26 protein-coding genes are annotated in these 24,838 nt (G+C 73.7%); 16 read left to right on the top strand and 10 right to left on the bottom strand.

The window, feature by feature from the left end; all coding sequences use genetic code 11:
* Positions 1–5: 5 nt before the first annotated feature.
* On the top strand, positions 6–860 hold the full coding sequence (locus IEZ20_RS06775; RefSeq protein ID WP_189295448.1) for a carbohydrate ABC transporter permease: 855 nt from the start codon (positions 6–8) through the stop codon (positions 858–860).
* On the top strand, positions 857–2,266 hold the full coding sequence (locus IEZ20_RS06770) for a glycoside hydrolase family 32 protein (protein WP_189295446.1): 1,410 nt from the start codon (positions 857–859) through the stop codon (positions 2,264–2,266). Before IEZ20_RS06775 ends, IEZ20_RS06770 begins: the two co-directional genes overlap by 4 nt.
* Here the strand turns inward: IEZ20_RS06770 and IEZ20_RS06765 are convergent.
* Positions 2,229–3,293, bottom strand: coding sequence for a LacI family DNA-binding transcriptional regulator (locus tag IEZ20_RS06765; RefSeq protein ID WP_189296182.1), 1,065 nt, complete (start codon positions 3,291–3,293; stop codon positions 2,229–2,231). The two genes, IEZ20_RS06770 and IEZ20_RS06765, sit on opposite strands and share 38 nt — an antisense overlap.
* A gap of 87 nt (positions 3,294–3,380) precedes the next feature.
* The gene (locus IEZ20_RS06760; protein WP_189295444.1) at positions 3,381–4,238 is read right to left on the bottom strand and encodes a helix-turn-helix domain-containing protein; all 858 of its coding nucleotides are present in this window, start codon (positions 4,236–4,238) and stop codon (positions 3,381–3,383) included.
* Between the two features lie 148 nt (positions 4,239–4,386).
* Between IEZ20_RS06760 and IEZ20_RS06755 the strand changes: the two genes are divergently transcribed.
* The 3 genes from IEZ20_RS06755 to IEZ20_RS06745 all read left to right on the top strand — a co-directional run bounded on the left by IEZ20_RS06755 (position 4,387) and on the right by IEZ20_RS06745 (position 6,578).
* Positions 4,387–5,250, top strand: a complete 864-nt coding sequence (locus IEZ20_RS06755) for an oxidoreductase (RefSeq protein ID WP_189295442.1) — start codon at positions 4,387–4,389, stop codon at positions 5,248–5,250.
* Between the two features lie 160 nt (positions 5,251–5,410).
* Complete coding sequence (locus IEZ20_RS06750) at positions 5,411–6,022, top strand: DNA polymerase ligase N-terminal domain-containing protein (protein WP_189295440.1); 612 nt, start codon at positions 5,411–5,413, stop codon at positions 6,020–6,022.
* Positions 6,023–6,143: 121 nt separating this feature from the next.
* Positions 6,144–6,578: a cupin domain-containing protein gene (locus IEZ20_RS06745; protein ID WP_189295438.1), complete on the top strand. Its 435-nt coding sequence runs from the start codon at positions 6,144–6,146 to the stop codon at positions 6,576–6,578.
* A gap of 174 nt (positions 6,579–6,752) precedes the next feature.
* On the opposite strand, the gene IEZ20_RS06740 is transcribed toward IEZ20_RS06745, so the two are convergent.
* From IEZ20_RS06740 to IEZ20_RS06730, 3 genes are all read right to left on the bottom strand, one after another.
* Entirely contained in the window at positions 6,753–7,220 is a 468-nt protein-coding gene (locus tag IEZ20_RS06740) for a peroxiredoxin (RefSeq protein ID WP_189295436.1), read from the bottom strand.
* Positions 7,217–7,597, bottom strand: a complete 381-nt coding sequence (locus tag IEZ20_RS06735; protein WP_189295434.1) for a DoxX family protein — start codon at positions 7,595–7,597, stop codon at positions 7,217–7,219. Before IEZ20_RS06735 ends, IEZ20_RS06740 begins: the two co-directional genes overlap by 4 nt.
* 279 nt (positions 7,598–7,876) lie before the next feature.
* Positions 7,877–8,737 carry a LysR family transcriptional regulator gene (locus IEZ20_RS06730; RefSeq protein ID WP_189295433.1) on the bottom strand — a complete coding sequence of 287 codons (861 nt, stop codon included), beginning with the start codon at positions 8,735–8,737 and terminating at the stop codon, positions 7,877–7,879.
* Positions 8,738–8,806: 69 nt separating this feature from the next.
* On the opposite strand from IEZ20_RS06730, the gene IEZ20_RS06725 reads away from it, so the two are divergent.
* From IEZ20_RS06725 to IEZ20_RS06715, 3 genes are all read left to right on the top strand, one after another.
* Positions 8,807–9,709 (top strand): EamA family transporter, encoded by a 903-nt coding sequence (locus tag IEZ20_RS06725; RefSeq protein WP_189295431.1) that lies wholly within the window; start codon positions 8,807–8,809, stop codon positions 9,707–9,709.
* Positions 9,710–9,879: 170 nt separating this feature from the next.
* A complete protein-coding gene (locus IEZ20_RS06720) occupies positions 9,880–10,638 on the top strand; it encodes an IclR family transcriptional regulator (RefSeq protein WP_189295429.1) in 759 nt (252 codons plus the stop codon).
* 98 nt (positions 10,639–10,736) lie between these two features.
* Positions 10,737–11,999 (top strand): PP2C family protein-serine/threonine phosphatase, encoded by a 1,263-nt coding sequence (locus tag IEZ20_RS06715; RefSeq protein ID WP_189295427.1) that lies wholly within the window; start codon positions 10,737–10,739, stop codon positions 11,997–11,999.
* On the opposite strand, the gene IEZ20_RS06710 is transcribed toward IEZ20_RS06715, so the two are convergent.
* Positions 11,939–12,364 (bottom strand): ATP-binding protein, encoded by a 426-nt coding sequence (locus tag IEZ20_RS06710; RefSeq protein ID WP_189295425.1) that lies wholly within the window; start codon positions 12,362–12,364, stop codon positions 11,939–11,941. The genes IEZ20_RS06715 and IEZ20_RS06710 overlap by 61 nt on opposite strands.
* Positions 12,365–12,553: 189 nt before the next feature.
* Between IEZ20_RS06710 and IEZ20_RS06705 the strand changes: the two genes are divergently transcribed.
* From IEZ20_RS06705 to hemC, 4 genes are all read left to right on the top strand, one after another.
* Positions 12,554–13,321 carry an IclR family transcriptional regulator gene (locus IEZ20_RS06705; protein ID WP_189295423.1) on the top strand — a complete coding sequence of 256 codons (768 nt, stop codon included), beginning with the start codon at positions 12,554–12,556 and terminating at the stop codon, positions 13,319–13,321.
* A 44-nt stretch (positions 13,322–13,365) separates the two neighbouring features.
* Complete coding sequence (glpK, locus tag IEZ20_RS06700; RefSeq protein WP_189295421.1) at positions 13,366–14,880, top strand: glycerol kinase GlpK; 1,515 nt, start codon at positions 13,366–13,368, stop codon at positions 14,878–14,880.
* Positions 14,881–15,156: 276 nt separating this feature from the next.
* Positions 15,157–16,137 (top strand): ATP-dependent DNA ligase, encoded by a 981-nt coding sequence (locus IEZ20_RS06695; protein WP_189296181.1) that lies wholly within the window; start codon positions 15,157–15,159, stop codon positions 16,135–16,137.
* An 18-nt stretch (positions 16,138–16,155) separates the two neighbouring features.
* Positions 16,156–17,097 (top strand): hydroxymethylbilane synthase, encoded by a 942-nt coding sequence (hemC, locus tag IEZ20_RS06690; protein ID WP_189296179.1) that lies wholly within the window; start codon positions 16,156–16,158, stop codon positions 17,095–17,097.
* Between the two features lie 48 nt (positions 17,098–17,145).
* Here hemC and IEZ20_RS06685 read toward each other — a convergent pair whose 3' ends face one another.
* Positions 17,146–17,670, bottom strand: coding sequence for a hypothetical protein (locus IEZ20_RS06685; RefSeq protein WP_189295420.1), 525 nt, complete (start codon positions 17,668–17,670; stop codon positions 17,146–17,148).
* Between the two features lie 425 nt (positions 17,671–18,095).
* Here IEZ20_RS06685 and IEZ20_RS06680 point away from each other — a divergent pair, with 425 nt between their 5' ends.
* Positions 18,096–18,887: an RNA polymerase sigma factor SigF gene (locus IEZ20_RS06680; RefSeq protein ID WP_189295418.1), complete on the top strand. Its 792-nt coding sequence runs from the start codon at positions 18,096–18,098 to the stop codon at positions 18,885–18,887.
* Positions 18,888–18,912: 25 nt separating this feature from the next.
* On the opposite strand, the gene IEZ20_RS06675 is transcribed toward IEZ20_RS06680, so the two are convergent.
* Positions 18,913–19,227 (bottom strand): ANTAR domain-containing protein, encoded by a 315-nt coding sequence (locus IEZ20_RS06675; protein ID WP_189295416.1) that lies wholly within the window; start codon positions 19,225–19,227, stop codon positions 18,913–18,915.
* Between the two features lie 126 nt (positions 19,228–19,353).
* Between IEZ20_RS06675 and IEZ20_RS06670 the strand changes: the two genes are divergently transcribed.
* Positions 19,354–20,160, top strand: coding sequence for a VOC family protein (locus IEZ20_RS06670; RefSeq protein WP_189295414.1), 807 nt, complete (start codon positions 19,354–19,356; stop codon positions 20,158–20,160).
* Between the two features lie 84 nt (positions 20,161–20,244).
* Here the strand turns inward: IEZ20_RS06670 and glgX are convergent, their stop codons facing one another.
* Both glgX and IEZ20_RS06660 read right to left on the bottom strand, forming a co-directional pair.
* Positions 20,245–22,407, bottom strand: a complete 2,163-nt coding sequence (glgX, locus tag IEZ20_RS06665) for a glycogen debranching protein GlgX (protein ID WP_189296177.1) — start codon at positions 22,405–22,407, stop codon at positions 20,245–20,247.
* A 23-nt stretch (positions 22,408–22,430) separates the two neighbouring features.
* Positions 22,431–22,943 (bottom strand): pep a2, encoded by a 513-nt coding sequence (locus IEZ20_RS06660; protein ID WP_189295412.1) that lies wholly within the window; start codon positions 22,941–22,943, stop codon positions 22,431–22,433.
* A 303-nt stretch (positions 22,944–23,246) separates the two neighbouring features.
* On the opposite strand from IEZ20_RS06660, the gene IEZ20_RS06655 reads away from it, so the two are divergent.
* Together IEZ20_RS06655 and IEZ20_RS06650 are read left to right on the top strand one after the other, a co-directional pair.
* The gene (locus IEZ20_RS06655) at positions 23,247–23,546 is read left to right on the top strand and encodes a DUF5133 domain-containing protein (protein WP_030641557.1); all 300 of its coding nucleotides are present in this window, start codon (positions 23,247–23,249) and stop codon (positions 23,544–23,546) included.
* A 109-nt stretch (positions 23,547–23,655) separates the two neighbouring features.
* Positions 23,656–24,838 (top strand): maltotransferase domain-containing protein (locus tag IEZ20_RS06650; RefSeq protein WP_189295411.1); only part of this gene is annotated, 1,183 nt, incomplete at its 3' end.

Here is a 24,838-nt window from a genome sequence, read left to right as displayed (position 1 = left end):
GTCCCATGAGCCAACCGACCCTGACCCTCAGCCGCGCCCGGCACTCGCTCGGGCCGTGGGCGCGGATCGCCGGGCTGACCGTGTGCGCGCTGCTGACCCTCGGCCCGGTCGTCTGGACCGTGTCGACCTCGCTGCGCACTCCGGCGGAGTCGTTCGAGCTGCCACCGCAGATCATTCCCGTGCATCCCAGCACCGCCGCCTATCACGGTGTCTTCGAGCAGATCGACGTGTGGCTCCTCGCGCTCAACTCGACCCTGGTGACCGCGTTGGTCGCCCTCGGCCAGATGGTGACCGCGGGGCTCGCCGGGTACGCGTTCGCCCGGCTCGACTTCCGTTTCAAGAAACCGCTGTTCGGTCTGGTGCTGGCGACCATGATGGTCCCCTTGCAGGTCACGATCGTCCCGGTGTTCCTGGTGCTCAAGTCGACGGGGCTGACCGACACGCTGCTCGGTCTGATCGTTCCGGCGTTCCCGACCGCGTTCGGCACCTTCCTGATGCGCCAGTACTTCCTCGGCATGCCGAAGGACCTCGGCGAGGCGGCGATGCTGGACGGCGCCGGGCCCTGGCGGATCTTCCGGTCCGTGTACGCGCCGCTGGCCCGGCCGGGCCTGGCCATCGTCGGCGTGCTCGCCTTCAACTACCACTGGAACGAGTTCTTCCGCCCGCTGATCCTGGAGACCTCCGGCCAGAACTACACCCTGCCGCTGGGTCTGGTCTCCCTCCAGGGCAACCTCGGCACCGGTTCCATCTCGGTGGTCCTCGCCGGTGTCGTCCTCTCCATGATCCCCGCCGTCGCCGTGTTCGTCGTCGGCCAGCGCCCTCTGCGCGAGGGCATCACCTCCGCAGGAGTCAACCGTTGAGCCCCACCGCTCCCGCCCCCGACCCGGCCGCCCCGCGCTTCCGGGTCCGCCCGCCCGCGGGCTGGGCCAACGACCCCAACGGCCCCTTCCGCTGGCGTGGCCGCCACCACCTCTTCTACCAGCACAACCCGGCCGCGCCGGTGCACGCCGATGTCCACTGGGGCCATGTCTCCAGCCCCGACCTCGTCCACTGGGAGCACCACCCCGTCGCGCTCACCCCGACACCCGGCGGCCCCGACGAGGCGGGCTGCTGGTCGGGCTGTGTGGTGGACGACGGCGGGGTGCCCACGGCGGTGTACACCGGCGTCGACCGCACCCACACCGGGCTCGGCACCGTCTGCCTGGCCCGTGCCGCCGACCCGGCCGACGACCGGCTCCTGTCCTGGCGGCCCCTGCCCGCCCCGGTGGTCGCGGGACCGCCCGCGGGACTCGGCGTGGTCATGTTCCGTGACCCGTTCGTCTTCCGGCACGCCGGCCGGCGCTGGGCCCTCGTCGGAGCCGGCCACGCCGACGGCACCCCGTCGGTGCTGCTGTACGACTGCGACGAGCTGACCGACTGGCGGTTCGCGGGCGTCCTGCTGGACGGCCGTGATCCGGTCGCCGCCGGCGCGTTCGGGGACAAGGCGGTCGGCTGGGAGTGCCCCCAGCTGTTCGAGACGGCCACCGGCGACCACGTCCTGGTGGTGTCCCTGTGGGACGGCGAGCCCCGCACCACCGGATATCTCACGGGCCGGCTGGCAGCGGACGCGCGGGGGCGGCTGGGCTTTCTCCCCCGCCTCGGCGGCCGGCTCGACCACGGCCGGGACTTCTACGCTCCCGCCGTCCTCCAGGAGCCCGGCCGGGCCCTGATGTGGGGCTGGTCGTGGGAGGCGCGGGACGAGGCGGCGGTACTGGCGGCGGGCTGGGCGGGCACGCTCACCGCGCCCCGGGTCGTCGACGTCCACCCCGACGGCGCGCTGCGGGTCGCACCCGCCCCCGAGCTGGAACTCCTGCGCGCCACCGAGCCGTTCGCGACCGCGCCGGGGCGGGCGGTGCCGCTTCCGCCGGCGTACGACCTGACCGTGACCGCGCGCGGCAGCACCACGGTCACCCTGCTGCGGGCGGCGGACCGGGACCGGGCGCTGACGGTCCGGCTGGACCCGGACACGGGCACCGTCGTCCTGGACCGCTCGGGCTGGCCCCGCGAGGGTACCGAGGGCGCGGCTCCGCTCACGGTGAGCGTGCCGCCCGGCCCGTCCCTGTCCGTGCGGCTCCTGGCCGACGGCTCGCTGCTCGAACTGTTCGCGGCGGACCGGGCGACGGTGACCGAGCGGGTCTACCGCCGGCCGGACGACGTGCCCGAGCTGGTGGTCGAAGGGGACGCCGAGGTCAGCGCGTGGGAGCAGGTCCCACCGAGGCGCGGCTGACCACGCGGCAGGCGAGGCGCCGTACGGTGGCGGGCGGGGTGCGGCCGGTGTCGATGGCGTCGAGCAGCAGCCGGGCCGCGGCCTCGCCCATCGCCCGGTGCGGCAGGGCGACGGTGGTGAGGGCGGGGGTGAGGTAGGCGGCCATGTGTTCCTGGTCGTCGTACCCGACCACCGACAGCTCGCCGGGTACGGCGATCCCGAGCCGGGTCGCGGCGTGCAGCACGCCTGCCGCGACCCGGTCGTTGTAGCAGAAGACGCCGGTGGGCCGCTGGTGCGGGGCGGTGCCGTCGAGCAGCCGGACGGCTCCCTCGTGGCCGCCGGTGATCTCTCCGCCGGTGCGGACGACCCACTCCCTGGGCACGGTGACGCCCTCGGCGCGCAGCGCGTCCCGGAAGCCGCGCAGCCGCTCCACCGAGGCGATGTCGTCCTGTCCGCCGACCACGGCCAGCCTGCGGTGCCCGGCCTCCAGCAGCAGGCGTGCGGCGGTACGGCCGCCGGCCCGCTCGGCGGGGACGACGGCGGGCAGCGAGTCGTCCTCCGGCAGGCAGTTGGCGAGCACGGAGTGGGTGCGGTGCAGGCCCTCGGGGACGCGGACCCGGCGCAGGGACATCGCGGCGTAGATGATGCCGTCCACGCGCCGGTCGAGGAGTTCGGCGACGGCCGCGTCCTCCTTCGCCGGGTCGCCGCCGGAGTCCACGGTGAGCACGAGGTGGTCGCGGTCCCAGGCGGTCTCCATGGCGCCGCGCAGCAGCCGTCCGGCGAACGGTGAGGAGGCGATCTCGTCGGTGACCAGACCGATCACGGCCGTACGGCGGCGGCGCAGACCGCGGGCGACGGGGTCGGGCCGGTAGCCGAGCCGGGCGGCGGCCTGCCGGATGCGTTCCTGGGTGGCGGGCGAGAGGTTGCCCTCGGCGCGGCCGTTGAAGACGAAGGAGACGGCGGTGTGCGAGACCCCGGCGAGCCGGGCGACGTCCCGGGAGGTGGGCCGCCCGCCGCCCACACCGTTGCTGTCCGCGCCGCCGCCCATGCCGTCCGCCGCCCTCTTCCCCTGCCTGTGCACGTCGATCGCCGCTCACCCTATCCGGGCCGGCACGGTCCCGACCGGGGCGGTGGACTACTGCTCCTCCACACGGTCCCGCGCGGTCCCGGGGGGTGCGGTGAGGCTGCCGAGGATGTCCAGCAGCTCGGCGCTGCGGCTGCCGGGCTCGGCGTGGAAGACGACGAGGGTGAGTCCGTCGGTGCCGTCCACGGACAGCTTGTCCGAGTGCAGGTCGAGGTCGCCGACCTGGGGGTGGGTGAGGTGGCTGACCCGGCCGCGCCGGGGGCGGACCTCGTGGCGGGCCCACAGGGTGCGGAAGCGTTCGCTGCGCAGGGACAGCTCGCCGACCAGGTCGCGCAGCCGGGGGTCGTCCGGGTCGGTGCCGGCCGCGGAGCGCAGGGCGGCCACGCCCTCCGCGGTGAGGTCCGTCCAGTCCCGGCGCAGTGCGCGTTCGGCGGGGTCGAGGAACACGGCGCGGAGCAGGTTGACGCCGGGGGTGTAGTTGGGGGTGAGCGCGGTGGCGAGGGCGTTGGCGGCCAGGCAGTCGGTGTAGCGGTTCTGGACGTAGGCGGGGGTGCGCGGCCAGCCGTCGATGAGCAGACGGAGGCTCGTCGGGACCTGCTCGGCCCGGCGCCCGGGGCGCGCGGCGGGCGCGGGCCGGTCCTGGGCGAGCGCGACGAGGTGGGCGGTGGCGTCGGGGTCGAGCCCCAGGACGCGGGCGATGGCCTGCAGGACCTGCGCGGAGGGGTTGCGGTCGCGGCCCTGTTCCAGCCGCAGGTAGTAGTCGGAGCTGATGCCGGCCAGCATCGCGACCTCCTCGCGGCGCAGGCCGGGGACCCGGCGCAGGCCGCCGCCGGGCAGGCCCACGTCCTGGGGCCGTACCAGCGCCCGGCGGGCGCGCAGGAACTCGCCGAGCGCGTTCGATCCGTCCACGGCACCACCGTACGGCCGGCCGAAGGTACGGTGCCTGGTCCTGTCACTCCCAGGAACGCGGGGGCACTGCCGTGCCGGGCGGCCCGGACGGAGGGTGGAGGCGAGGCCGCCGGGAGGGTCCGGCGGCACGCTTCCTGAGAGGTACGACATGACTGCACAGCTCGGCGGCACCGTCACCCCGGCCGACGGCCTGACCCTGACCCGTGTCGGTTACGGCGCCATGCAGCTGGCCGGGCCGCACGTCTTCGGTCCGCCGCGCGACCGGGACCGGGCGGTCGCGGTGCTGCGCGCGGTGGTGGAGGCGGGCATCACCCACATCGACACGGCGGACTTCTACGGCCCCGTCGTCGTCAACGAGCTCATCAGGCAGGCCCTGCACCCGTACCCGGAGGGCCTGCACCTGGTCACCAAGGTCGGCGCCCGCCGGGGAGCGGACGGCAGCTGGATCGTCTCGCGGCATCCCGAGGACCTGAAGGCGCAGGTGTACGACAATCTGCGGAACCTCGGCGTGGACACCCTGGACGTGGTCAATCTGCGGCTCGGCGACATGGACACCCCGAACGAGGACTCCGTCGCCGACCAGTTCGGTGCCCTGGCCGGGCTGCGGGAGCGGGGGCTGATCCGGCACCTGGGGCTGAGCACGGCGTCCGCGGCCCAGCTGGACGAGGCCCGGGCGATCGCGCCGGTGGTGACCGTGCAGAACCTGTACAACCTGGCGGACCGGCGGGACGACGCGCTGCTGGAGCGCACCGCGGCGGAGAACATCGCCTACGTGCCCTACTTCCCGCTCGGCGGGTTCACCCCGCTGCAGTCCGGGACGCTGGCGGAGGTGGCGGCACGGCTGGGGGCCTCGCCGCAGCAGGTGGCGCTGGCGTGGCTGCTGCGGCGCTCGCCGAACATCGTGCTCATCCCGGGCACCTCCTCGCCCGCGCACCTGAGGGAGAACACCGCCGCGGCGGACCTGGTGCTGCCGGACGACGCGCTGGCCGAGCTGAACGGCATCGCGGGCTGAACGGCACACCGGGCGGGTACCCGGGGCGCCCGAGGCGGCGTACGGAAGGAACCCCGTGCGCGGGAGACGTGGGCCGGGAGGCGCCGTACGCAGGAGATGCCGTACGCAGCAGACGTCGTACGCAGCCGACGTCGTACGCAGGAGACGGAAGGAGCCCGTGGTGGCGGAGGAGGACCGGCTGCGGACGTACCGCGGCAAGCGCGACTTCGAGCGGACCCGTGAGCCCTCGGGGCGGGCGGCCCGGGCCGAGGGCGGCGCGCCGCGGTTCGTGGTGCAGATCCACGACGCGCGGCGCATGCACTTCGACTTCCGGCTCCAGGTGGGCGACGTCCTCAGGTCCTGGTCCGTACCGAAGGGCCCGTCCGGCGACCCGGCGGACAAGCGGCTGGCGGTGCCGACCGAGGACCATCCGCTGGAGTACGAGGACTTCGAGGGTGTCATCCCGAAGGGCGAGTACGGCGGCGGCACGGTGATCGTGTGGGACCGCGGGACGTACGAGCCGCTCAGCCACGACCGCCGGGGGCGTCCGGTGGACTTCGCCGAGTCCCTGGAGCGCGGGCACGCCACCTTCCGGCTCCACGGCAGCAAGCTGCACGGCGAGTACGCCCTCACCCGCTTCCGGAGCGGCGCGGACGGGGAGGACGCCTGGCTGCTGGTGCGCAAGGGGCCCGCCCGGGCGGACGGACACGGTACCCCCGATCCCCGCCGGGCCCGTTCGGTGCGGACCGGACGCACTCTGGCCCAGGTCGCCGCCGACGCCGGGCGGCGGTGAGGCCCCTGCCGCGGGGCCGCTGAGTCTCCGGGCTTTCCGGATCTGAGGATTCCGCCCCCGGCGGGCGGGCCGTGCCTCTAGGGTCGCGACGGTGTCCGCCCGCGTCCCCGGAGGCTCCCGCATGCGCACCGCACTGTGCACCGCCCTGACCGGCGTGCTGACCGCCGCCGCCATCCTGACCTGCGGATCGGCCGGGGCGACCCCGGCGGGGCCCGGTGTGACGGCCCGGATCCTCGCCCGGACCACCGTCGACGGCACCGACTACACCCTGCGGGAGATAACGATCCCGCCCGGCCAGGGCACCGGCTGGCACTACCACGACGGTCCGCTGTACGGCGTCGTGAAGCAGGGCACCCTCAGCCACTTCGACGCGGACTGCGGCTCGGACGGCGTGTACCGGACGGGCGCGACGATCAAGGAGCCCTCCGGCCCGGACCACGTCCACATCGGCCGCAACCTGGGGGACACGCCGCTCGTCCTCGAGGTGCTGTACGTGCTGCCGCACGGCGCGCCGTTCGCGGAGGACGCGCCGAACCCGGGCTGCGCGTTCGAGTAAGCCGTCGGGCGGGGGCCGCTCGGCCCGGATGATCCCGCCGCGGCCACCCGGCCGGCCTGCCCAGCAGGCCGGCCGGGTGGCCGGTGAGCAGCCGCGCGCCCGCCGTCCGCCCGGTCGCCGTGCCCTACGCGTCGACGACCGCTGCGTTCGGCGAGCGGCGGGGACGCTCCGGTTTCAGCCCTGGTGGGCGCGCAGAGCGGCGAGTGCCCGGTCGGCGTGGGTGTTCATGCGCAGTTCGCTGCGGACGACCTCCAGGACGGTGCGGTCCTGGGCGATCACGAAGGTGACGCGCTTGGTCGGGGCGAGGGAGAAGCCCCGTCTGACGCCGAACCGCTCGCGGACCGCGCCGTCGGGGTCGGAGAGCAGCGGCATGCCGAGGCCGTGCCGGCCGGCGAACTCCTGCTGCTTGCCGACGCTGTCCCCGCTGATCCCGACGGGCCGGGCGCCGACGGCGGCGAACTCGGCGGCGAGGTCGCGGAAGTGGCAGGCCTCGGCGGTGCAGCCGGGGGTGAGGGCGGCGGGATAGAAGAAGAGGACGACCGGACCGTCGGCCAGCAGCTCGGTGAGCCGACGGGTGGTGCCCGTCTCGTCGGGCAGGGCGAAGTCCTCGACGGTGTCGCCGACGGCGAGGTGCTCGGTCACGACTGTCCCTCCCCGTTCCGGGCCACTCCGCGCGCCCACAGCACGAGGGGCAGCTGGAGGGGCAGCCGGGCGAGGGACGCGGCCCGCAGCGGTGCCGGCCGGTCGCGCCAGTCCACGGCCATCTGGACGTTCGCCGGGAACACACCGACGAAGAAGGCGGCCGCCGCCTTCGCGGCCGCCGCCCGGGTCCGTGGCACCGCGATCCCGGCCGCGAGGGCCAGCTCGACGGCCCCGCTGCCGTACGTCCATGCGCGGGGCGAACCCGGCAGCGCCCGCGGGACGATCGCGTCGAACTGGCGCGGGGCGGCGAAGTGGGCGACCCCCGCGGCTGCCAGCAGGCCGGCGAGCAGCAGGGGTGAGCGTTCGGACCGGGGCACGGTTCCTCCTCTGGTGGTCTGCCGCCGGATATTACTGGACGGTAGGCGCGGGGTGGCCGTGCACGCCGGACCGCCACGGGATCCGCCGGCCGTACGGGCCGGGCGCGGGGCCGCGATGCCGGAGGTCCAGCCGACGGCGGTCCCCGGCCCGCCGGGGCGGGGCGGATGGAGACGGTCGCGTAGATCACCGTCTGATCGCCGACCGCGCCTCCGACCGCTTCGGCGCTCCCCCGCGCAAACCAGATGGTCAACAAATTTGTCCGCACGAACGCGGGGTGCTCAGCCGGTGCGGTACAGCTCGGTGAGCAGTTCGAGCACCGCCTGGAAGCCGGGGTGGGGGTCGTCGCGCCACCAGGCGAGCCGTACGGCGACGGGCTCGGCGTCGCGCACCGGCCGGTAGACGATGCCGGGCCTCGGGTACTGGTACGCCGTCGCCTCCGCGGTCACCCCGACGCCCCGCCCGGCCGCGATGACGGTCAGCCAGTCGTCGACGTCACGGGTGTCCTCGGTGACGGGCCGGGCCTCCGCCGGCCACAGCTCGGGGGTGGCCGTACCGGTACGGCGGTCCACGAGCAGCACCCGGTCGGCGAGGTCGGCGAGCCGGAGGGAACGGCGCCGCGCGAGCGGGTCGTCGGCGGCCAGCGCGCACAGCCGGCGCTCCAGTCCGACGATGGCGGTCTCGAAGCGCCGGTCGTCCGGCGGCCTGCGGACCACGGCGAGGTCGCAGGCACCCTCGGCGAGCCCGGCGGAGGGCGAGTTGACGCGGACCAGGTGCAGCTCGGTGTCGTGGTGGGCGGCGCTCCAGCGCCGCTGGAAGGCGACCGTGTGCCGGCCCAGCGCGGACCAGGCGTAGCCGACGCGCAGCCGGGCGTGCCCGGAGGTGGCCTCGCGCACCAGCTCGGACACGTCCGCGAGCACCCGGCGGGCCTGCGCCACCACGCGCACGCCGGCGGCGGTGGGCGTCACCTCGCGGGAGGTGCGCCTGAGCAGCCGTACGCCCAGAGCGCGTTCGAGCGAGGCGAGCCCACGGGAGACGGCGGCCTGGGAGACGCCCAGGGCGATCGCCGCGTCCGTGAAGGAGCCCTCGTCGACGATGGCCACGAGGCAGCGCAACTGGCGCAGATCGACGTCAGGGTGCATACGCTCATCGTATAGATCCGCAGGAGCATGCATTTCCCGCAAGTGCGGGGGGCGCGCACGATCAAGGACATGCGACGCGCACTCGAACACCCGGGCACGGCCGGGTCCTTGACCACACCTGCGACCAGGGGGGCGACTCCGCGGTCCCGGCGGCCGGCCGGAGTGGCCGCCATGGCCGGCAGCGGGCTGTCCAACCAGACCGGCGCCGCCGTCGGCGCGCTGGCCTTCCCCGTTCTCGGGCCGGTCGGCGTGGTGGCGGTACGGCAGTATGTCGCCGCGCTCGTCCTGCTCGCCGTCGCCCGTCCCCGGCTGCGCGGCTTCACCTGGCGGCAGTGGTGGCCGGTGCTGCTGCTCGGCGGGGTCTTCGGCACCATGAACCTCAGCCTGTACAGCGCCGTCGACCGGATCGGTCTGGGGCTCGCCGTGACACTGGAGTTCCTCGGGCCGCTGACGATCGCGCTGGCCGGGTCCCGGCGGCGGCTGGACGCGGGGTGCGCGCTGCTGGCCGGGGCCGGAGTCGTGGTGCTGATGCGTCCGCGCCCGTCCGCCGACTACGCCGGGATGGCGCTGGGCCTGGTCGCCGCGGGCTGCTGGGCGTCGTACATCCTGCTCAACCGGGTCGTCGGGCGGCGCGTCCCCGGGGCACAGGGCGCGGCGGCGGCCTCGGCGGTGTCCGCGCTGGCCTTCCTCCCCGTCGGCGCGGCCGTGGTCACCGCGCACCCGCCGACGGCCGCCGCCCTGCTGTGCGCGGTGGCAGCCGGCGTCCTCTCGTCGGCCGTGCCCTACCTGACCGACCTCCTGACCCTGCGCCACGTCCCGGCGCAGACGTTCGGCCTCTTCATGAGCGTCAACCCGGTCCTCGCGGCCCTGGCCGGCTGGGCCGTCCTCGGCCAGAGCCTGGGTCCCGGGGAGTGGGCGGGCATCACGGCGGTGGTGACGGCCAACGCGGCGAGCATCGCCACGCGGCGGTGACGGGCCGGGGCGGTGGGGACGGGTCCGGGTGGTGGGGACGGGTCCGGGTGGTGGGGACAGGCCCGCGCGGTGCGGTCGGGGGTGGCCGGCGCGGTGCCGACGAGGGGGTGGCCGGCGCCCGGGGCGAGCCCGGCCTTGCCCCTGCCAGGTGCCGAGGGCAACCTGGGGCTATGGGTGCTCTGGACGGGCCCACCCTCATCACCTCCGTGCAGCGGGCGTTCCGGTTGCTGGAGGCGGTGAGCGAGCACGAGAACGGCGCGCCGGCGAAACAGCTGGCACGGGAGACCGGGTTGCCCCTGGCCACCGCCTACCACCTGCTGCGCACCCTGGTCCACGACGGCTACGTGCGGAAACTGGACGACGGCGGCTTCGTCCTGGGCGACAGGCTGAAGTCCCTGCACACCGCGGGCGCCACCCAGACGCTGCTCAGCCGGGTGCGCCCGACGCTGAACGCCCTGCGCGACGAGCTGTCCAGCGCCGCGTACCTCACGTTCTACGAGGAAGGCGAGATCAGGGTCGCCGAGATCGTCGACAGCCCGCGCACCCCGCGGGTGGACCTCTGGGTGGGGTTCGAGGACGCCGGACACGCGACCGCTCTGGGCAAGACCGTGCTGCGGGAGCTGGAATCGGACGCCCGCCGGGACTACCTCTCCCGGCACCACCTCGCCGATCTCACACCCCGGACGATCACCAGCGTTCCGGAGCTGCTCCGCAGGATCGAGTCGCCCCCGCTGGCCCCGGCCGTCACGGACCTGGAGGAGTACTCACTCGGCACCGTGTGCGTGGCGGTGCCCGTCTACCGCGGGGACACCGTCGGCTCCCTGGGCGTCTCCCTGCCGGTGGAGCGCCGGGACCGCATCCAGGAGATACGGGCCCGTCTGCTCCCTGTCGCGAGCCGCATCACCCGGAGCCTCTCGCTCACTATCTGAAAACCCGCTCCTTGTGGGTGCCCGTCCCGGCCCGTTTGCTTGATGAAACGGACATTCCGGGTGTGCATCCCCTACACACGAGGACTGCGGACGAGATCATGAGCGAGGCCCGACACACTGGTGGCGACCCCGCACCCACACGGCTGCGCAGGAACCGTGTGGCGGAGGCCTGCGGGCCGGTCCGCCGACGGCTGGGCGGGCAGCCGGCCGCGTGCACGCACGTACTGCCGGTGCTGGTCGTCGCCGCCGTCGTCCTGGCCGACGTGGCCGGAGGCGCGGGGATGGTCTGGCTGCCGCTGCTGGCGGCCGGCCCCGCGCTGGCGGCCACCACCAACGGTCCACTCGGTGTCCTCGGCGCCGGTCTCCTCGCCGCGGCGACGGGCGCGGCGCTGGGTGTCGCGCACGGGGCTCCCGCCCACGACCTTGCGGCCGTCCAGTCCGCCCTGCTGGCGGTCACCGCGGCGAGCGGGCTGGCCAGTGCGCTGCGCGGCCGCCGGGAACGGGTCCTCGCGGCCGTCCGCTCGGTCGCCGAGGCCGCCCAGCAGGCCCTGCTCCAGCCCGTCCCGGAGACCGTCGGCCCGTTCCAGGTGGCCGTCCGCTACAGCGCCGCGGCGGCCGAGGCCCGCATCGGCGGCGACCTGTACGCCCTGGTGTCCACCCCGCACGGTGTCCGGCTGATCGTCGGCGACGTACGCGGCAAGGGGCTGCCCGCCGTCGGGACCGCCGCGCTCGTGCTCGGGGTGTTCCGCGAGGCCGCCCACGACGAGCCCGACCTGCTCTCCGTCGTCGGCCGGATCGAGCGGAGCCTGGCCCGCAACCTGGAGCCGGACGACTTCGTCACCGCCGTGGTCGCCGGCTGCCCCCGACCGGGGCACCTGGAGATGGTGAACTGCGGACACGCGCCGCCGCTGCTGATATCGGCGTCCGGGGAGATCGGGGCGGTGGAGACCGCCCGTCCCGCGCCGCCCCTCGGCCTGCGCGCCCTGTCGGGTCAGGCTCCGCGTCTGCAGCGCCTGCCCTTCGGGACGGGCGACCAGCTGCTGCTGTACACCGACGGGGTCACCGAGGCCCGCAACGCCGCGCGGGAGTTCTATCCGCTGGCCGACGGTGTGGCCCGGCATGCGGGCGAGGAGCCGGCCCGCACGCTCACCGCGCTCCATGACGAGCTGCTGGCGCATGTGGGCGGCCGGCTGCACGACGACGCCGCGCTGCTCCTGCTCCGGCGGAAGCCCGCGGCGGAGGCCGGGCGGAAGACCGCGGAGGAGGCCGTCTGCGCGCCGCCGGGCACCGGGAGCGCGCTTCAGGCCGCGGCCAGCTCCGCCCAGCGGGTGACCCCGCCGGAGTGGAGCCGTATGCCGTGACGGGCCGCCAGGGCGTGGACGATCGACTCGCCCCGTCCGTGCTCGTCCGGGTCGATGCCGCTGAGCGGCTGACCCGCCGGTCGCGCGGCTCCCGCGTCGGTCACCTCGACCCGCAGCACCCCGTCGCCCTCGCCGCCGGTCCACGACACCCGCAGCTCGGCCGGCGGCCGGGCGTGGATGATCGCGTTGGTGGCCAGCTCCGACACCACGAGCAGCGCGTCCTCGACGATCGCGGGACACACCCTCCAGTCCGCGAGGACGGCCGCCACCCGTCGGCGTACGGCCGAGACCGCGCCGGCGACGGGCGGCACCGGACACACGTGGTCGCGTGCCGCCCGGATCAGCGTGTTGAGCTGTGCCGCCATGTTCTCTCCCGATGGTCTGTGCTGCCCGGCGGGTCGCTCACTCAGGGCGCCGTTGCGGGCTCTCATGCACGCTATGGAGACAAATCGGTCTGGTCAATGAACGGCGGTCGGCATTACCGAACGTCCGGGGCGCGCAGGCGTCGTCCCGCCCGCGGGGCGAAGCGTCCGCCGCGGTAATAGGCTCGCCTCATGGCCGGTCCGGTCCAGTCGATCGAGCGGGCGGCGGCGATCCTCCGCCTGCTCGCCGGTGGGCCCCGCCGACTCGGGCTCGGCGAGGTCGCGGCGTCGCTCGGCCTGGCAAAAGGCACCGCCCACGGCATCCTGCGCACGCTGCAGCACGTGGACTTCGTGGAGCAGGACGCGGCGACCGGCAAGTACCAGCTCGGCGCCGCCCTGCTGCACCTGGGCACCAGCTATCTCGACGTCAACGAGCTGCGCTCGCGCTCCCTCAACTGGGCCGACGCACTGGCCGCCCGCAGCGGCGAGGCGGTGCGCCTCGGCACCCCGCTGGAGGGCAGGGTGCTCATCGTCCACCACGTGTTCCGGCCGGACGACACCTTCCAGACGCTGGACGTGGGCTCCCTGCTGCCGCTGCACGCCTCCTCGCTCGGCAAGGTCCTGCTGGCCTTCGGGACGGCGACGGTCGAACCGGACGCCGAGCCGGGTCTCGAGGCGTACACCCGGCACACCCTGGTCGACCCCGAGCGGCTCGCCCGGGCGCTCACCGAGGTCAGGGAGGTCGGCTGGGCCGCTGAGGTCCAGGAGATGAGCATGGGCGAGGCCGGGCTGGCCGCACCGATCCGGGGGCACGGCGGCCTCGTCGTCGGTGCCGTCGGGCTGTCCGGGCCCGTCGAGCGGATCTGCGAGGGCCAGGGCCGTCCCCGCCCCCATCTGATCAGTCTGATCCGGGAAGCCGCGCGGGCGATCTCCCGAGACCTGGGAGCCGCCCGCTGGTAGGCCAGGACAGCCGCCCCTCGACCCGTCGGAAGGCAGACCCGATCATGGTGGAACGGTATGTGATGTCCATCGATCAGGGCACCAACTCGACCCGCTGCATCCTGTTCGACCACCGGGGGCGGCTGGTCTCGGTCGCGCAGAAGGAGCACCAGCAGCACTTCCCCCGGCCGGGCTGGGTCGAGCACGACGCCGTCGAGATCTGGCAGAACCTGCGGCGCGTCGTGCCCGAGGCGCTGTCCGACGCCGGTGCCGGCCAGGAGCAGGTCGCCGCGATCGGGCTGGCCAACCAGCGGGAGACCACGGTGCTGTGGGACCGGCGGACCGGGGCCCCGGTGGGCCGGGCGATCGTCTGGCAGGACACCCGCACGGCACCGCTCGTGGAGGAGCTGCGCGTGCGTCCCGGCGAGGCGTTCTTCCTGGACCGGTGCGCCCTGCCGCCCTCGACGTACTTCTCGGCGCTGCGGATCCGGTGGCTGTTCGACCACGTCAAGGGCGTCGAGCAGCGCGCGAAGGACGGCGAGGTGCTGTTCGGGACGATGGAGAGCTGGCTGATCTGGAACCTCACCGGGGGTGCCGACGGCGGCCTGCACATCACGGACGCGACCAACGCCAGCCGTACGATGCTGATGAACATCCGCACGCTCACCTGGGACGACGAGCTGCTGGACTTCTTCGGGGTGCCGCGCTCGATGCTGCCGGAGATCAGATCGTCCGCCGAGACCTACGGCGAGGCCCGCGCGCTGCTGCCCGGCGTCTCCATCACGGCCGCGCTCGGTGACCAGCAGGCCGCGCTGTTCGGGCAGACCTGCTTCTCCCCCGGCGAGGCCAAGTGCACGTACGGCACGGGCAGCTTCCTGCTGCTCAACACCGGCGGCGACCTCGTACGGTCCCGGCACGGGCTCCTCACGACGGTCGCCTACCAGATCGGGGACCGGCCGCCGGTCTACGCCCTGGAGGGGTCGATCGCCGTCACCGGCGCCCTCGTCCAGTGGTTCCGCGACCGCCTGGGCCTGATCAGCAGCGCCCCGGAGATCGAGACCCTGGCGCGCACGGTGGAGGACAACGGCGGCTGTTACATCGTGCCCGCCTTCTCCGGCCTGTTCGCCCCGCGCTGGCGCAGCGACGCGCGCGGGGTGATCGTCGGCCTCACCTCGTACATCACCAAGGGGCACCTGGCGCGTGCCGTCCTGGAGGCCACCGGCTGGCAGACCCGGGAGGTCGTCGACGCCATGAACGCCGACTCGTCCGTGCCCCTCCAGCAGCTCAAGGTGGACGGCGGCATGACCGCGGACAACCTCCTGATGCAGTTCGTGGCCGACGTCCTCGGCGTGCCCGTGGTCCGCCCCATGGTCGCCGAGACGGTCTCCCTCGGCGCGGCCTACGCGGCCGGTCTCGCCGCCGGCTACTGGCCCGGCCTGGAGGTCCTCCGCCGCAACTGGCACCGGGCCGCCCAGTGGCTCCCCGCGATGGACCCCGAACACCGGGAGACGGAGTACGAGAACTGGCAGCGGGCCGTCGAACGCTCTCTGGGCTGGATCAGACCCCCGCGCACCCCCTGACACCGCTCACCCGGCCCCGGCACCCGGGTGCGGCGGCCCCGGCCCGGACGGCCCGCCCCCGCGCCCTCGGCCCCCGCGCTGTCGGCCGCACGGGTCGGCTGAGCGGAGTCCGGACGCCCGCACCGGCCCAGGCCCAGTCGGTGTGCCCGGCCCCGCGCCAGGCCTCAACGGGGGCCGGGCCCGGGGTCCCGGGCCCGGTGGGCCCGTTCAGGGGAACCCGCGCCGAAAGGCGCGTGCGGGCGCCGGGCCCGGTCGAGACCTTCTGCCGTGACCGCCGTGACCCTGCCGTTCGTCCCTCCGATGCTCGCGACGCCCGGCACCCTGCCGCCGGCCGCCCAGGACGCGCGGTGGGCCTACGAGACCAAGCAGGACGGCCAGCGGGTGATGGTGTACCTGCCCGGTGACGGCAGTGTGCTGCTGCGCGCCCGCTCGGGCGACGACATCACCGCGGCCTATCCCGAACTGGCGCCGCTCGGCGGGGCTCTGGGGGCCACGCCCGCCGTACTGGACGGCGAGGTGCTGGCCCCGGACGAGCACGGGCGCGCGGACTTCCAGCTGCTGCAGAGCCGGATGGGCCTCGCCCACGCCCCCGCGCTGGCGGCGCGCCGGGCCGCCCAGGTGCCGGTGCACCTGGTCCTCTTCGACGTGCCGTACCTGACCGAACCACTGCTGCGGCTGCCGTACGTCCGCCGGCGGGCGCGGCTGGAGGAGCTGGGGCTGGCCGGGCCGTACTGGTCGACGCCGGCCGCCGTGACCGGGCACGGCGCCGAGGCGCTGCGCGCCACCCAGGAGCACGGACTGGAGGGCCTCGTGTGCAAGCGGCTGGACTCGGTGTACGAGCCCGGGGTGCGCTCGCGCGCCTGGATCAAGATCCGCAACATGCGGGCCGAGGACGTGATCGTCGGCGGCTGGCTGCCCGGCAAGGGGCGGCTGACCGGACTGCCCGGCGCGGTCCTGGCCGGCCAACGTGATCCCCGGGGCCGGCTGCGGTACGTCGGCGGGGTGGGCACCGGCTGGAGCGAGGCCGAGCGCACCCGGCTGGCGGAGCTGCTGCGGGACGCGGCGAGCGACCAGTGCCCCTTCGACCCCGTGCCGCGCGTCCCCGGCGCCCGCTGGGTGCTGCCCCGGCTGGTGGGCGAGGTCAGCTACAGCACCCGTACCCGCAACGGCATGCTGCGCCAGCCCTCCTGGCTGCGGCTGCGCCCCGATCTCGGCCCGGAGGAGTCGGCGGCGGACCTGCCCGAGGGCTACGGGTGAGGCGTGGGGGTCTATCGTGTGCGCATGCCGGTTCCCGAACTGATCCGAATCGTCTCCCGCGACTCGCCCATGGCCCTGGCCCAGGTCGAGCGGGTCCGCGCCGAGCTGGCGGTGCTGCACCCGGGCGTGCGCACCGAGGTCGTCCCCGTGAAGACCACCGGCGACAAGTGGCTCGGCGATCTGTCCCAGGTCGAGGGCAAGGGGGCGTTCACCAAGGAGGTGGACGCCGCTCTGCTGGCCGGGGAGGCGGATCTCGCGGTGCACTGCGTCAAGGACGTGCCCGCCGACCGGCCGCTGCCGGCCGGGACCGTGTTCGCCGCGTTCCTGAAGCGGGACGACATCCGGGACGCGCTGGTGCACCCGGGCGGACTCACCCTGGACGAGCTGCCGGCGGGCACCCGGATCGGCACCTCCTCGGTGCGCCGGATCGCCCAACTGGCCGCCACCCACCCGCACCTGGACTGCGTGCCGTTCCGCGGCAACGCCAACCGCCGGCTGGAGAAGCTGGCCGCCGGCGAGGCGGACGCGCTGCTGCTGGCGGTGTCCGGCCTGGAGCGCATCGGCCGTACCGATGTCATCAGCGAGGTGCTGTCACCGGAGACGATGATGCCGCCGATCGGCGCGGGCATCCTCGCCCTGCAGTGCCGGGAGGACGACAGCGACCTGATCGACGCGGTCAGCGGGCTCGGCGACCCGGCCACCCATCGGGAGGCGGCGGCCGAGCGGATGTTCCTGCACGTGCTGCAGGGCCACTGCAACAGCCCCATCGCCGGGTACGCGCGCGTGGACCGCAGCGGCGAACTCTCCCTGCGGGCCTGTGTCTTCACCCCGGACGGCAAGACCCGGCTGAACGCCCACGAGTGGGCGGGCCGGCTCGATCCGGCCACGCTCGGCACCTCGGTCGCGGTGGCGCTGCTCCGGCAGGGGGCGCGCGAGATCATCGACGGCATCCCGCACTGAGCCGCCGGGGCACGCACAGTGCACCCCGCACCGAGCCGCCGGAGCACCTCAGGCGGAACCGGGCTCCGTCTGGTCCCTCAGGAAGGCGCTGACCTGGTGGGCCAGGTCGCCCTGCCCGGTGGCCGCGGGAGCGGCCGCCGGGGCCGGCTCCAGGACACCGATGCCGCCCGTCCACAGTCGGCGGCCGGTCCACTCGTCGTCCACCCGCAGCTGCACCTGTACGTCCACATGGGTGAGGGCGGCCTCGGGCGCGGCGGCGTACAGGACGGCGGTGACCCGGCGCAGCGGGTAGACGTCGAAGCCCTCGATGAACTGGGAGTTGCGCCAGTCGATGAAGGCGCCCTCGCCGTCCGGGCCGACCCGGACGTCGATCTGGCCGTCCTCCAGATGGATGCCGTAGTGCCGCGCGCCCCGGTTCTCCACGGTCGCGCGGACACTGAAGTACGTCAGCCCGGCGGCGGCGTCGTCCCGTCCGCGCGGCGGCTCGGCCGGCTCCAGGCGGTGGACGCGGACCCGCAGACCGGCATGCTCCTCGTACTCGTGCCAGTCCCCGACCACGTTCGGCTCGTACACAGTGCCCCTCTCGACCTTCGAGAGCTGCTGTCTATCCGCGGGCCGATCGCACTGTCAAATGAGCAGAATGCGCTGTGGTCGGGGTGTTCACCCCCTTTGATCGGTGATCAAGCGCTGCCCAGGAAGAACTCGTCGTCCACGCCTGCCGGCCGTCCGCGCGTGCGTGTGGCACATCACGTCCGCGACAAGATCAGCTGCTCCCGGGAGCCGTAGCCCGCGCCCCTCTCCCGGAGCCCACCCGAGAGGGCATGTTTGCCCCATTTGTTTAAATATGCCCGTCGGCGGGAATGGGCAGACCAGTGCTTCGGACAGGAGGCACGTCCGTGGGAGCCGGTTCCGCCGGACACCCCGATGTGCCTTCCATGGTCCGAGCGCACCTCCCACGGTGTCTGTCCATCCAGCACCTGCTGAGAGAGGTGCGCGCAATGCGTGTCACTGGCAGCACGAAACCCCATCCCCATGACGACGCCCCCGACACCACGGACTCCTTCGAGCGGCTCTCGCGGCTCCCCGAGGGTCCCGAGCGGCTGGCGCTCAGGGATGAGCTGATCCAGTTGTGGCTGCCCATGGCCGAGCGGATCGCCGTACGGTTCCGCGGCCGTGGCGAGGCCCTGGAGGACCTGTACCAGGTGGCCGCACTCGGCCTGGTCAAGGCGGTCGACCACTACGATCCCGCCCGCGGCCGCGCCTTCGAGGCGTACGCGGTGCCCACCATCACCGGCGAGATCAAGCGCCACTTCCGCGACCACATGTGGACCCTGCACGTGCCGCGCCGCGTGCAGGACCTGCGCAACCGGGTCCGCGCCGCCGTCAAGGAGCTGGCGCAGACCACACCGGGCCGGGCGCCCACCATCGCCGAGATCGCCGCGCACACCCGGCTCAGCGAGGACGAGGTGCGCACCGGGATGGAGGCGCTGGAGTGCTTCTCCGCGCTGTCCCTGGACGCCGAGGTGGCCGGCACGGACGGCTACGCCCTCGGCGACTCCCTGGGCGGCCCCGACCCGGGCTACGACCTCGTCGTGGACCGCGCCGCGGTCAAGCCCTGCCTCGCGGCCCTGCCCGAACGCGAACGCACCATCCTCTACCTGCGCTTCTTCCGCGGTATGACACAGAGCCGGATCGCCCAGCAGCTCGGCATCTCCCAGATGCACGTCTCCCGGCTGCTCAGCGGCTGCTTCGACCGGCTGCGCGAGGAACTGCTCGCGGAGGTCCGCTGAAAGCCGCCTCCGCCCGGCCCTCCGCTCACTTCTCCTCGGTCCCCGGGACCTGCGTGGGGCCGTACCGGTCCAGGGCGTCCTCCAGGGCGGCGCGGATCCCGTCGGGGATGTCGCCGCGCCGCCCCCAGATCAGGATCAGCTCCGCGATGTGGCGCAGCTTGATGTTGGTGTGCTGGGAGACGTCCCTCAGCACCTGCCACCCCTCGTCCGGGGCGATCCGGCCGAGGGCGACCATCATCCCGATCGCCTGGTCGATGACCGCGTGGGAGGCCATGGCCTCCTTCATCTGGTCGACCTCGGCCTGCAGCGCGGCGATCCGCTCCGGCTCACTCTCTCCCATCCCTCCATGGTGGCAGGGGCCTGGACCCCCGCCACCCGGGGTATTCGGGAGGCAGCCCACCCCGCTCCGGCCGGACACTGGTGCAGACCGGTGACCGCCCGGCCCCGAGACCAGGACGCGACTGCCATGAACCACGACACCCCCGTCGGCGTACCGCGCCGCAAAGACGTCGTCTCGACCCGTTCCGTGTTCGGCGCGCCGTGCTGGGTGAGCCTGACCAGTCGCGATCTCGAGGCCACCCAGGACTTCTACGGGGCCGTGCTCGGCTGGCGCTGGCGCGGCGTCAAGCTCGGCGAGCACTTCCGGATCGCGCTGGCGAACGGGGTACCGGTGGCCGGGATCGCCGCGGTCGCCTCGATGTGGCAGATGGCGGTGGCCTGGACGCCGTACTTCGCCGTGCCGGACGCGGACGTGGCCGTGGCCCGGGTGCGGGAGCGCGGCGGTACGGCGGCGGTCGGACCACTGTCCTTCCCGCCGGGCCGGGCGGCACTGCTCGCCGACCGGGACGGGGCGACGTTCGGGATCTGGCAGGGCGAGTTGGTCACCAACTGGGAGGCGTGGCGGCAGGCGGCGCCGACCTTCGTCCGGCTGCACACCCGGGACGCCTTCGACGCCGCGCTGTTCTACGGCGAGGTCCTGGACTGGGCGAGCGGGCTGTCGGGCTGCTGCCAGGTCGAGTACGAGGGCGGCGAGGTGGTGCTGCGCAGCCGGGGTGACGTGGTGGCGCGCATCGACTCGGGCGCGGTGGAGGCGGCCCCGGACCCCTCGGTCCGGCCGCACTGGCAGATCCACTTCACGGTGGCCGACGTGGCCGGCTGCGCCCGCGCGGCGGAGAAGCACGGCGGCAGCGTGCTGCGCGAGGACGAGACCGAGGCGATCCTGCGGGACGCCGACGGCGCGCAGTTCACGGTGACGGCACGCCAGAGCCCTTGACCCGCAGCCGGTGAGGGGGCGGGCCGGGGGCGTTCCCACCGTACTCATCGGCCCTCATCGGCGCTCACCCGCCCTCAACGGCCCTCACCGGCAGGTCCGTCGTGGCTGGTCCCGCCGTTCCCCGCGTCCCTGGGACGTCGTCCGCGACGGACGTGACAGCAGGACCAGGCTCCGGGCCTCCCCGCGAAGCCGCGTGCCCGCCTTGTGTTCGCGTTCGTCGGGGATGCCGTCGGGGTCGGCGGTGTCGACCAGGGCGGTCCAGCGTTCACCGAAGGACGTGTCCGGCAGGCGGAAGTCGACCGGCTCCCAGTAGCCGTTGACGAGCAGCAGGAAGGAGTCGTCGACCATGCGGCGGCCGTAGGGGTCGGGTTCGGCGATGGCGTCGCCGTTGAGGAACACGGCGACCGAGTGGGCGTCGCCGCGCTGCCAGTCCCGGGCGGTCATCTCACGGGCGTCGGGCCGCAGCCACATCAGGTCGGGCAGCGGCTGTCCGGCGCGGGTCGGGGTCTCGCCGCGGAAGAAGCGGCGCCGGCGCAGCACCGGGTGCGCGGCGCGCAGCGCGATGAGGTGCCGGGTGAAGTCGGCCAGGGAGCGCTGCTCGTCGGTGAGGTCCCAGTCCACCCAGGAGATCTCGTTGTCCTGGCAGTAGGCGTTGTTGTTGCCGCGCTGGGTGCGGCCGAGTTCGTCGCCGTGGCAGAGCATCGGGATGCCCTGCGAGAGCAGCAGCGTCGCCAGCAGGTTGCGCTGCTGGCGGACGCGGAGTTCGAGGACGGCGGGGTCGTCGGTCTCGCCCTCCACCCCGCAGTTCCAGGACCGGTTGTGGCTCTCGCCGTCCCGGTTGTCCTCGCCGTTCGCCTCGTTGTGCTTGTCGTTGTACGACACGAGGTCGCGCAGGGTGAAACCGTCGTGCGCGGTGACGAAGTTGACGCTCGCCCGCGGCCGGCGCCTGCTGTGCTGGTACAGGTCGGAGGAGCCGGTGAGCCGGGAGGCGAACTCGCCGAGCGAACCGGGCTCGGCCCGCCAGAAGTCCCGTACCGCGTCCCGGTACTTGCCGTTCCACTCCGACCACAGCGGCGGGAAGTTGCCCACCTGGTAGCCGCCCTCGCCCACGTCCCACGGCTCGGCGATGAGCTTGACCCGGCTGATCACCGGGTCCTGCTGGATCAGGTCGAAGAACGCCGAGAGCCGGTCCACCTCGTGGAACTGCCGGGCGAGCGTGGCCGCGAGGTCGAAGCGGAAGCCGTCGACGTGCATCTCGGTCACCCAGTACCGCAGCGAGTCCATGATCAGCTGGAGCACGTAGGGGTGCCGCATCAGCAGGCTGTTGCCGGTGCCCGTGGTGTCGTAGTAGTGCGCCCAGTCGCCGTCGACCAGGCGGTAGTAGGAGGCGTTGTCGATGCCGCGGAAGGACAGCGTGGGGCCGCGCTCGTTGCCCTCGGCGGTGTGGTTGTAGACCACGTCCAGGATGACTTCGAGGCCGGCCGCGTGCAGCGCCTTCACCATGGCCTTGAACTCGTTGACCTGCTGGCCGCGGGTGCCGAAGGCGGCGTAGGCGTTGTGCGGGGCGAAGAAGCCGATGGTGTTGTAGCCCCAGTAGTTGGACAGGCCGCGGTCCTGGAGCACACCGTCCTGGACGAACTGGTGCACCGGCATGAGCTCCACCGCGGTCACGCCGAGCGAGGTGAGGTGCTCGGTCACGGCGGGGTGCGCGAGGCCGGCGTAGGTGCCGCGCAGCCGTTCGGGGACGTCCGGGTGGGCCATGGTCAGGCCGCGGACGTGGGCCTCGTAGATGACCGAGTCCGCGTACGGCGTCCGGGGCGGGCGGTCGTCGCCCCAGTCGAAGAAGGGGTCGGTGACCACGCCCAGCATGGAGTGGCCGGCGCTGTCCGCCGGAGCGGGCCCGTCCGGGGCACGCTCGTACAGCGAGGCGTGGTTGTCGATCTGTCCGTCGACGGCGCGGGCGTACGGATCGAGCAGCAGCTTGGCCGGGTTGCAGCGGTGTCCCAGCGCCGGCTGCCAGGGGCCGTGCACCCGGTAGCCGTAGCGCTGTCCGGGGCCGACACCGGGCAGGTAGGCGTGCCAGACGAAACCGTCGACCTCGTGCAGCGGGACGGAGACCGCCGCGCCGGCGTCGTCCACCAGGATCAGCTCGACACGCTCGGCGACCTCGCTGAACAGGGCGAAGTTGGTGCCCTGGCCGTCGAAGGCGGCGCCCAACGGGTAGGGGTGCCCGCTCCACACAGGCACCCCCTTGCGGTTCTTGCGGGGGCTCACCGACGGCCCTCCAGGGCGTCGTCACCGGCGGGCGCCGGTGCGGCCAGGACGGCCACGGGTTCCTCACGGGGCACCTTCAGACCCGTCCGCAGCGTGGGGGCGGGGGCGACGGGCACCAGCGGGACGCGCTGGCCGGCACGGGCGCGCTGCGAGAACCAGATGATCTTGCTGCCGGTGTCCGAGGCGCAGCAGCCCCAGCCGTCGCTCATGGCGGCGATGTCCGCCAGGCAGGATCGCAGGTCCTGGTCCGGGCGCAGATCGGGGTCGTCGTCGCCGAAGGCGGTGATGAGGTGCTGGCCGTTCCACCACATCTCGATCGAGGTGTGCTTGTCCGTCGCGTGCGTGTCGATCGCCCGCAGCAGCAGTTCGGCGCCGCGGCAGACGGGGTCCACGAGGTTCTCGAGGTCCCAGTAGCGGAGGTGGGCGGCCAGGATGCGGCTGACCTGTCCGACCCGTTCCGGGCTGACTTCCACGTCGAGGTGGTAGTAGCAGGGCACTGCGGTCTTCATCGTCGCTTGCTCCTCACCGGCGAAGCTCTCGCTCCCCTCGCCCGTCCGGGAGGGATCCCGGACACCCAGCGTGAGCGGTGATCGCTTCTGAGTCATCTCCACGGTGAGGGCACTACGCCATTCGTGCAACAGGAGCGGACGACACCCCCGCTGGTTGAACCTCCAACAAGACGCTGCGTCGTCGCCCGTGCACCATAAGTGAAAGCCTCGATCGCCGTAACGGTGCCGTGCCCTCCCCTGCGCGGACACCACCCGACCGTCGGGAACGCGCCCAGTCGAGAGCGTGGAAGGTGAATGAGGGCCATGCTGCTACCCGCCAAGGCCGAAGTGGCCCGGCAGTTGCGGCGTTACCGGGCGTGGGAGCGCGTCATGCTCGCCTCGCCCCACGACCGCACGGTCCGGGCCACCTTCGAGGACTCGGGGTACACGCTGTGCGTGCTGATGGGCAAACGCTGCGCCCGCGAAGCGGCGGACGCGGCCGAGCGCTATCTGCGCACCAACCTGGTCACCTACCTGCGCGAGCAGGACGGACGGCCGCAGCCGCGCCGGGCGGCCAGAAGAGCGCCGCCACCGGAGCGGCGTTCCACGGCGCCAAGCCCCTGACCTGGCACCGTACAAGGCGTTCCTCTCGGACCGGCACTCGCCGGCCCGACTCTTGGATCGCGAAGCCGGGCCGGGGGGCCCGGCTTCGCGCACGGCGGAGGTGAGATACATGCGCAGGACCCCGGCCATCGGCCGTGTACCGGTACGCGACGTCCGGCCGGCCGTGGAGTGCGGCAGGCGCCCGGCGAAGGCGGTGGCCGGGGAGACCTTCGAGGTCACCGCCACCGTGTTCCGCGAAGGGCACGACGCCGTGGGTGCCAACGTGGTCCTGCGCGATCCCAAGGGCCGCCGCGGCCCCTGGACACCGATGCGGGAACTGTCCCCGGGCAGCGACCTCTGGGGTGCCGAGATCACCCCGGACTCCACGGGGCGCTGGACGTTCCGGGTGGAGGCCTGGAGCCATCCGCTGGCGACCTGGCGGCACACCGCGTCCGTGAAGGTGCCGGCCGGGATCGACACGGGTCTGGTGCTGGAGGAGGGCGCGGAGCTGTACGAACGCGCCGCCGCCGGAGTGCCGAAGGGCCCGGAGCGCGATCTGGTCCTGGCCGCCGCGCACGCCCTGGGTGACGACTCCCTCTCCGTGCACGCCCGGTTGAAGGCGGCGCTGGACCCGGAGGTGGAGGCGCTGTTGTCCCGCCATCCGCTGCGGGAGCTGGTCACCGCGTCCGATCCGATGCCCCTGCTGGTGGAGCGCGAGCGTGCCCTGTACGGCTCGTGGTACGAGTTCTTCCCCCGCTCGGAGGGGACCACCGAGCGGCCGCACGGCACGTTCCGTACGGCCGCCCGCCGGCTGGAGGCGATCGCGGGGATGGGCTTCGACGTCGTCTACCTGCCGCCCGTCCACCCCATCGGCACGACGTTCCGCAAGGGCCCGAACAACACGCTCACCGCCGGCCCGGACGATGTCGGCGTGCCCTGGGCCATCGGTTCCCCCGAGGGCGGCCACGACGCCGTCCACCCGGATCTGGGCACGATCGAGGACTTCGACTTCTTCGTCGCGGAAGCCGGGAGGCTGGGGCTGGAGGTCGCCCTGGACTTCGCCCTGCAGTGCTCCCCCGACCACCCCTGGGTGCACAAGCACCCCGAGTGGTTCCGCCATCGCCCGGACGGGTCCATCGCCTACGCCGAGAACCCGCCCAAGAAGTACCAGGACATCTACCCCATCGCCTTCGACGCCGACATGGACGGCCTGGTCGCCGAGACCGTCCGGATCCTGCGGCACTGGATGAGCCATGGCGTGCGGATCTTCCGGGTGGACAACCCGCACACCAAGCCGGTCGTGTTCTGGGAGC

It is taken from the genome of Streptomyces cinerochromogenes (assembly GCF_014648635.1).
GTDB classification, from domain to species: Bacteria; Actinomycetota; Actinomycetes; order Streptomycetales; family Streptomycetaceae; genus Streptomyces; species Streptomyces cinerochromogenes.
Note: the sequence above shows the minus strand (reverse complement) of the source record. Positions and strands in the feature narration are given on the sequence as shown.

What these genes read in the sequence shown, in the direction of transcription:
- IEZ20_RS06775 (WP_189295448.1), top strand. Translation starts at nt 6, where the DNA reads ATGAGCCAACCGACCCTGACCCTCAGCCGCGCCCGGCACTCGCTCGGG.
- IEZ20_RS06765 (WP_189296182.1), bottom strand. Translation starts at nt 3,293, where the DNA reads ATGGGCGGCGGCGCGGACAGCAACGGTGTGGGCGGCGGGCGGCCCACC.
- IEZ20_RS06755 (WP_189295442.1), top strand. Translation starts at nt 4,387, where the DNA reads ATGACTGCACAGCTCGGCGGCACCGTCACCCCGGCCGACGGCCTGACC.
- IEZ20_RS06745 (WP_189295438.1), top strand. Translation starts at nt 6,144, where the DNA reads ATGCGCACCGCACTGTGCACCGCCCTGACCGGCGTGCTGACCGCCGCC.
- IEZ20_RS06730 (WP_189295433.1), bottom strand. Translation starts at nt 8,737, where the DNA reads ATGCACCCTGACGTCGATCTGCGCCAGTTGCGCTGCCTCGTGGCCATC.
- IEZ20_RS06725 (WP_189295431.1), top strand. Translation starts at nt 8,807, where the DNA reads ATGCGACGCGCACTCGAACACCCGGGCACGGCCGGGTCCTTGACCACA.
- IEZ20_RS06720 (WP_189295429.1), top strand. Translation starts at nt 9,880, where the DNA reads ATGGGTGCTCTGGACGGGCCCACCCTCATCACCTCCGTGCAGCGGGCG.
- IEZ20_RS06715 (WP_189295427.1), top strand. Translation starts at nt 10,737, where the DNA reads ATGAGCGAGGCCCGACACACTGGTGGCGACCCCGCACCCACACGGCTG.
- IEZ20_RS06710 (WP_189295425.1), bottom strand. Translation starts at nt 12,364, where the DNA reads ATGGCGGCACAGCTCAACACGCTGATCCGGGCGGCACGCGACCACGTG.
- IEZ20_RS06705 (WP_189295423.1), top strand. Translation starts at nt 12,554, where the DNA reads ATGGCCGGTCCGGTCCAGTCGATCGAGCGGGCGGCGGCGATCCTCCGC.
- glpK (WP_189295421.1), top strand. Translation starts at nt 13,366, where the DNA reads ATGGTGGAACGGTATGTGATGTCCATCGATCAGGGCACCAACTCGACC.
- IEZ20_RS06680 (WP_189295418.1), top strand. Translation starts at nt 18,096, where the DNA reads ATGCGTGTCACTGGCAGCACGAAACCCCATCCCCATGACGACGCCCCC.
- IEZ20_RS06675 (WP_189295416.1), bottom strand. Translation starts at nt 19,227, where the DNA reads ATGGGAGAGAGTGAGCCGGAGCGGATCGCCGCGCTGCAGGCCGAGGTC.
- IEZ20_RS06670 (WP_189295414.1), top strand. Translation starts at nt 19,354, where the DNA reads ATGAACCACGACACCCCCGTCGGCGTACCGCGCCGCAAAGACGTCGTC.
- IEZ20_RS06660 (WP_189295412.1), bottom strand. Translation starts at nt 22,943, where the DNA reads ATGAAGACCGCAGTGCCCTGCTACTACCACCTCGACGTGGAAGTCAGC.
- IEZ20_RS06655 (WP_030641557.1), top strand. Translation starts at nt 23,247, where the DNA reads ATGCTGCTACCCGCCAAGGCCGAAGTGGCCCGGCAGTTGCGGCGTTAC.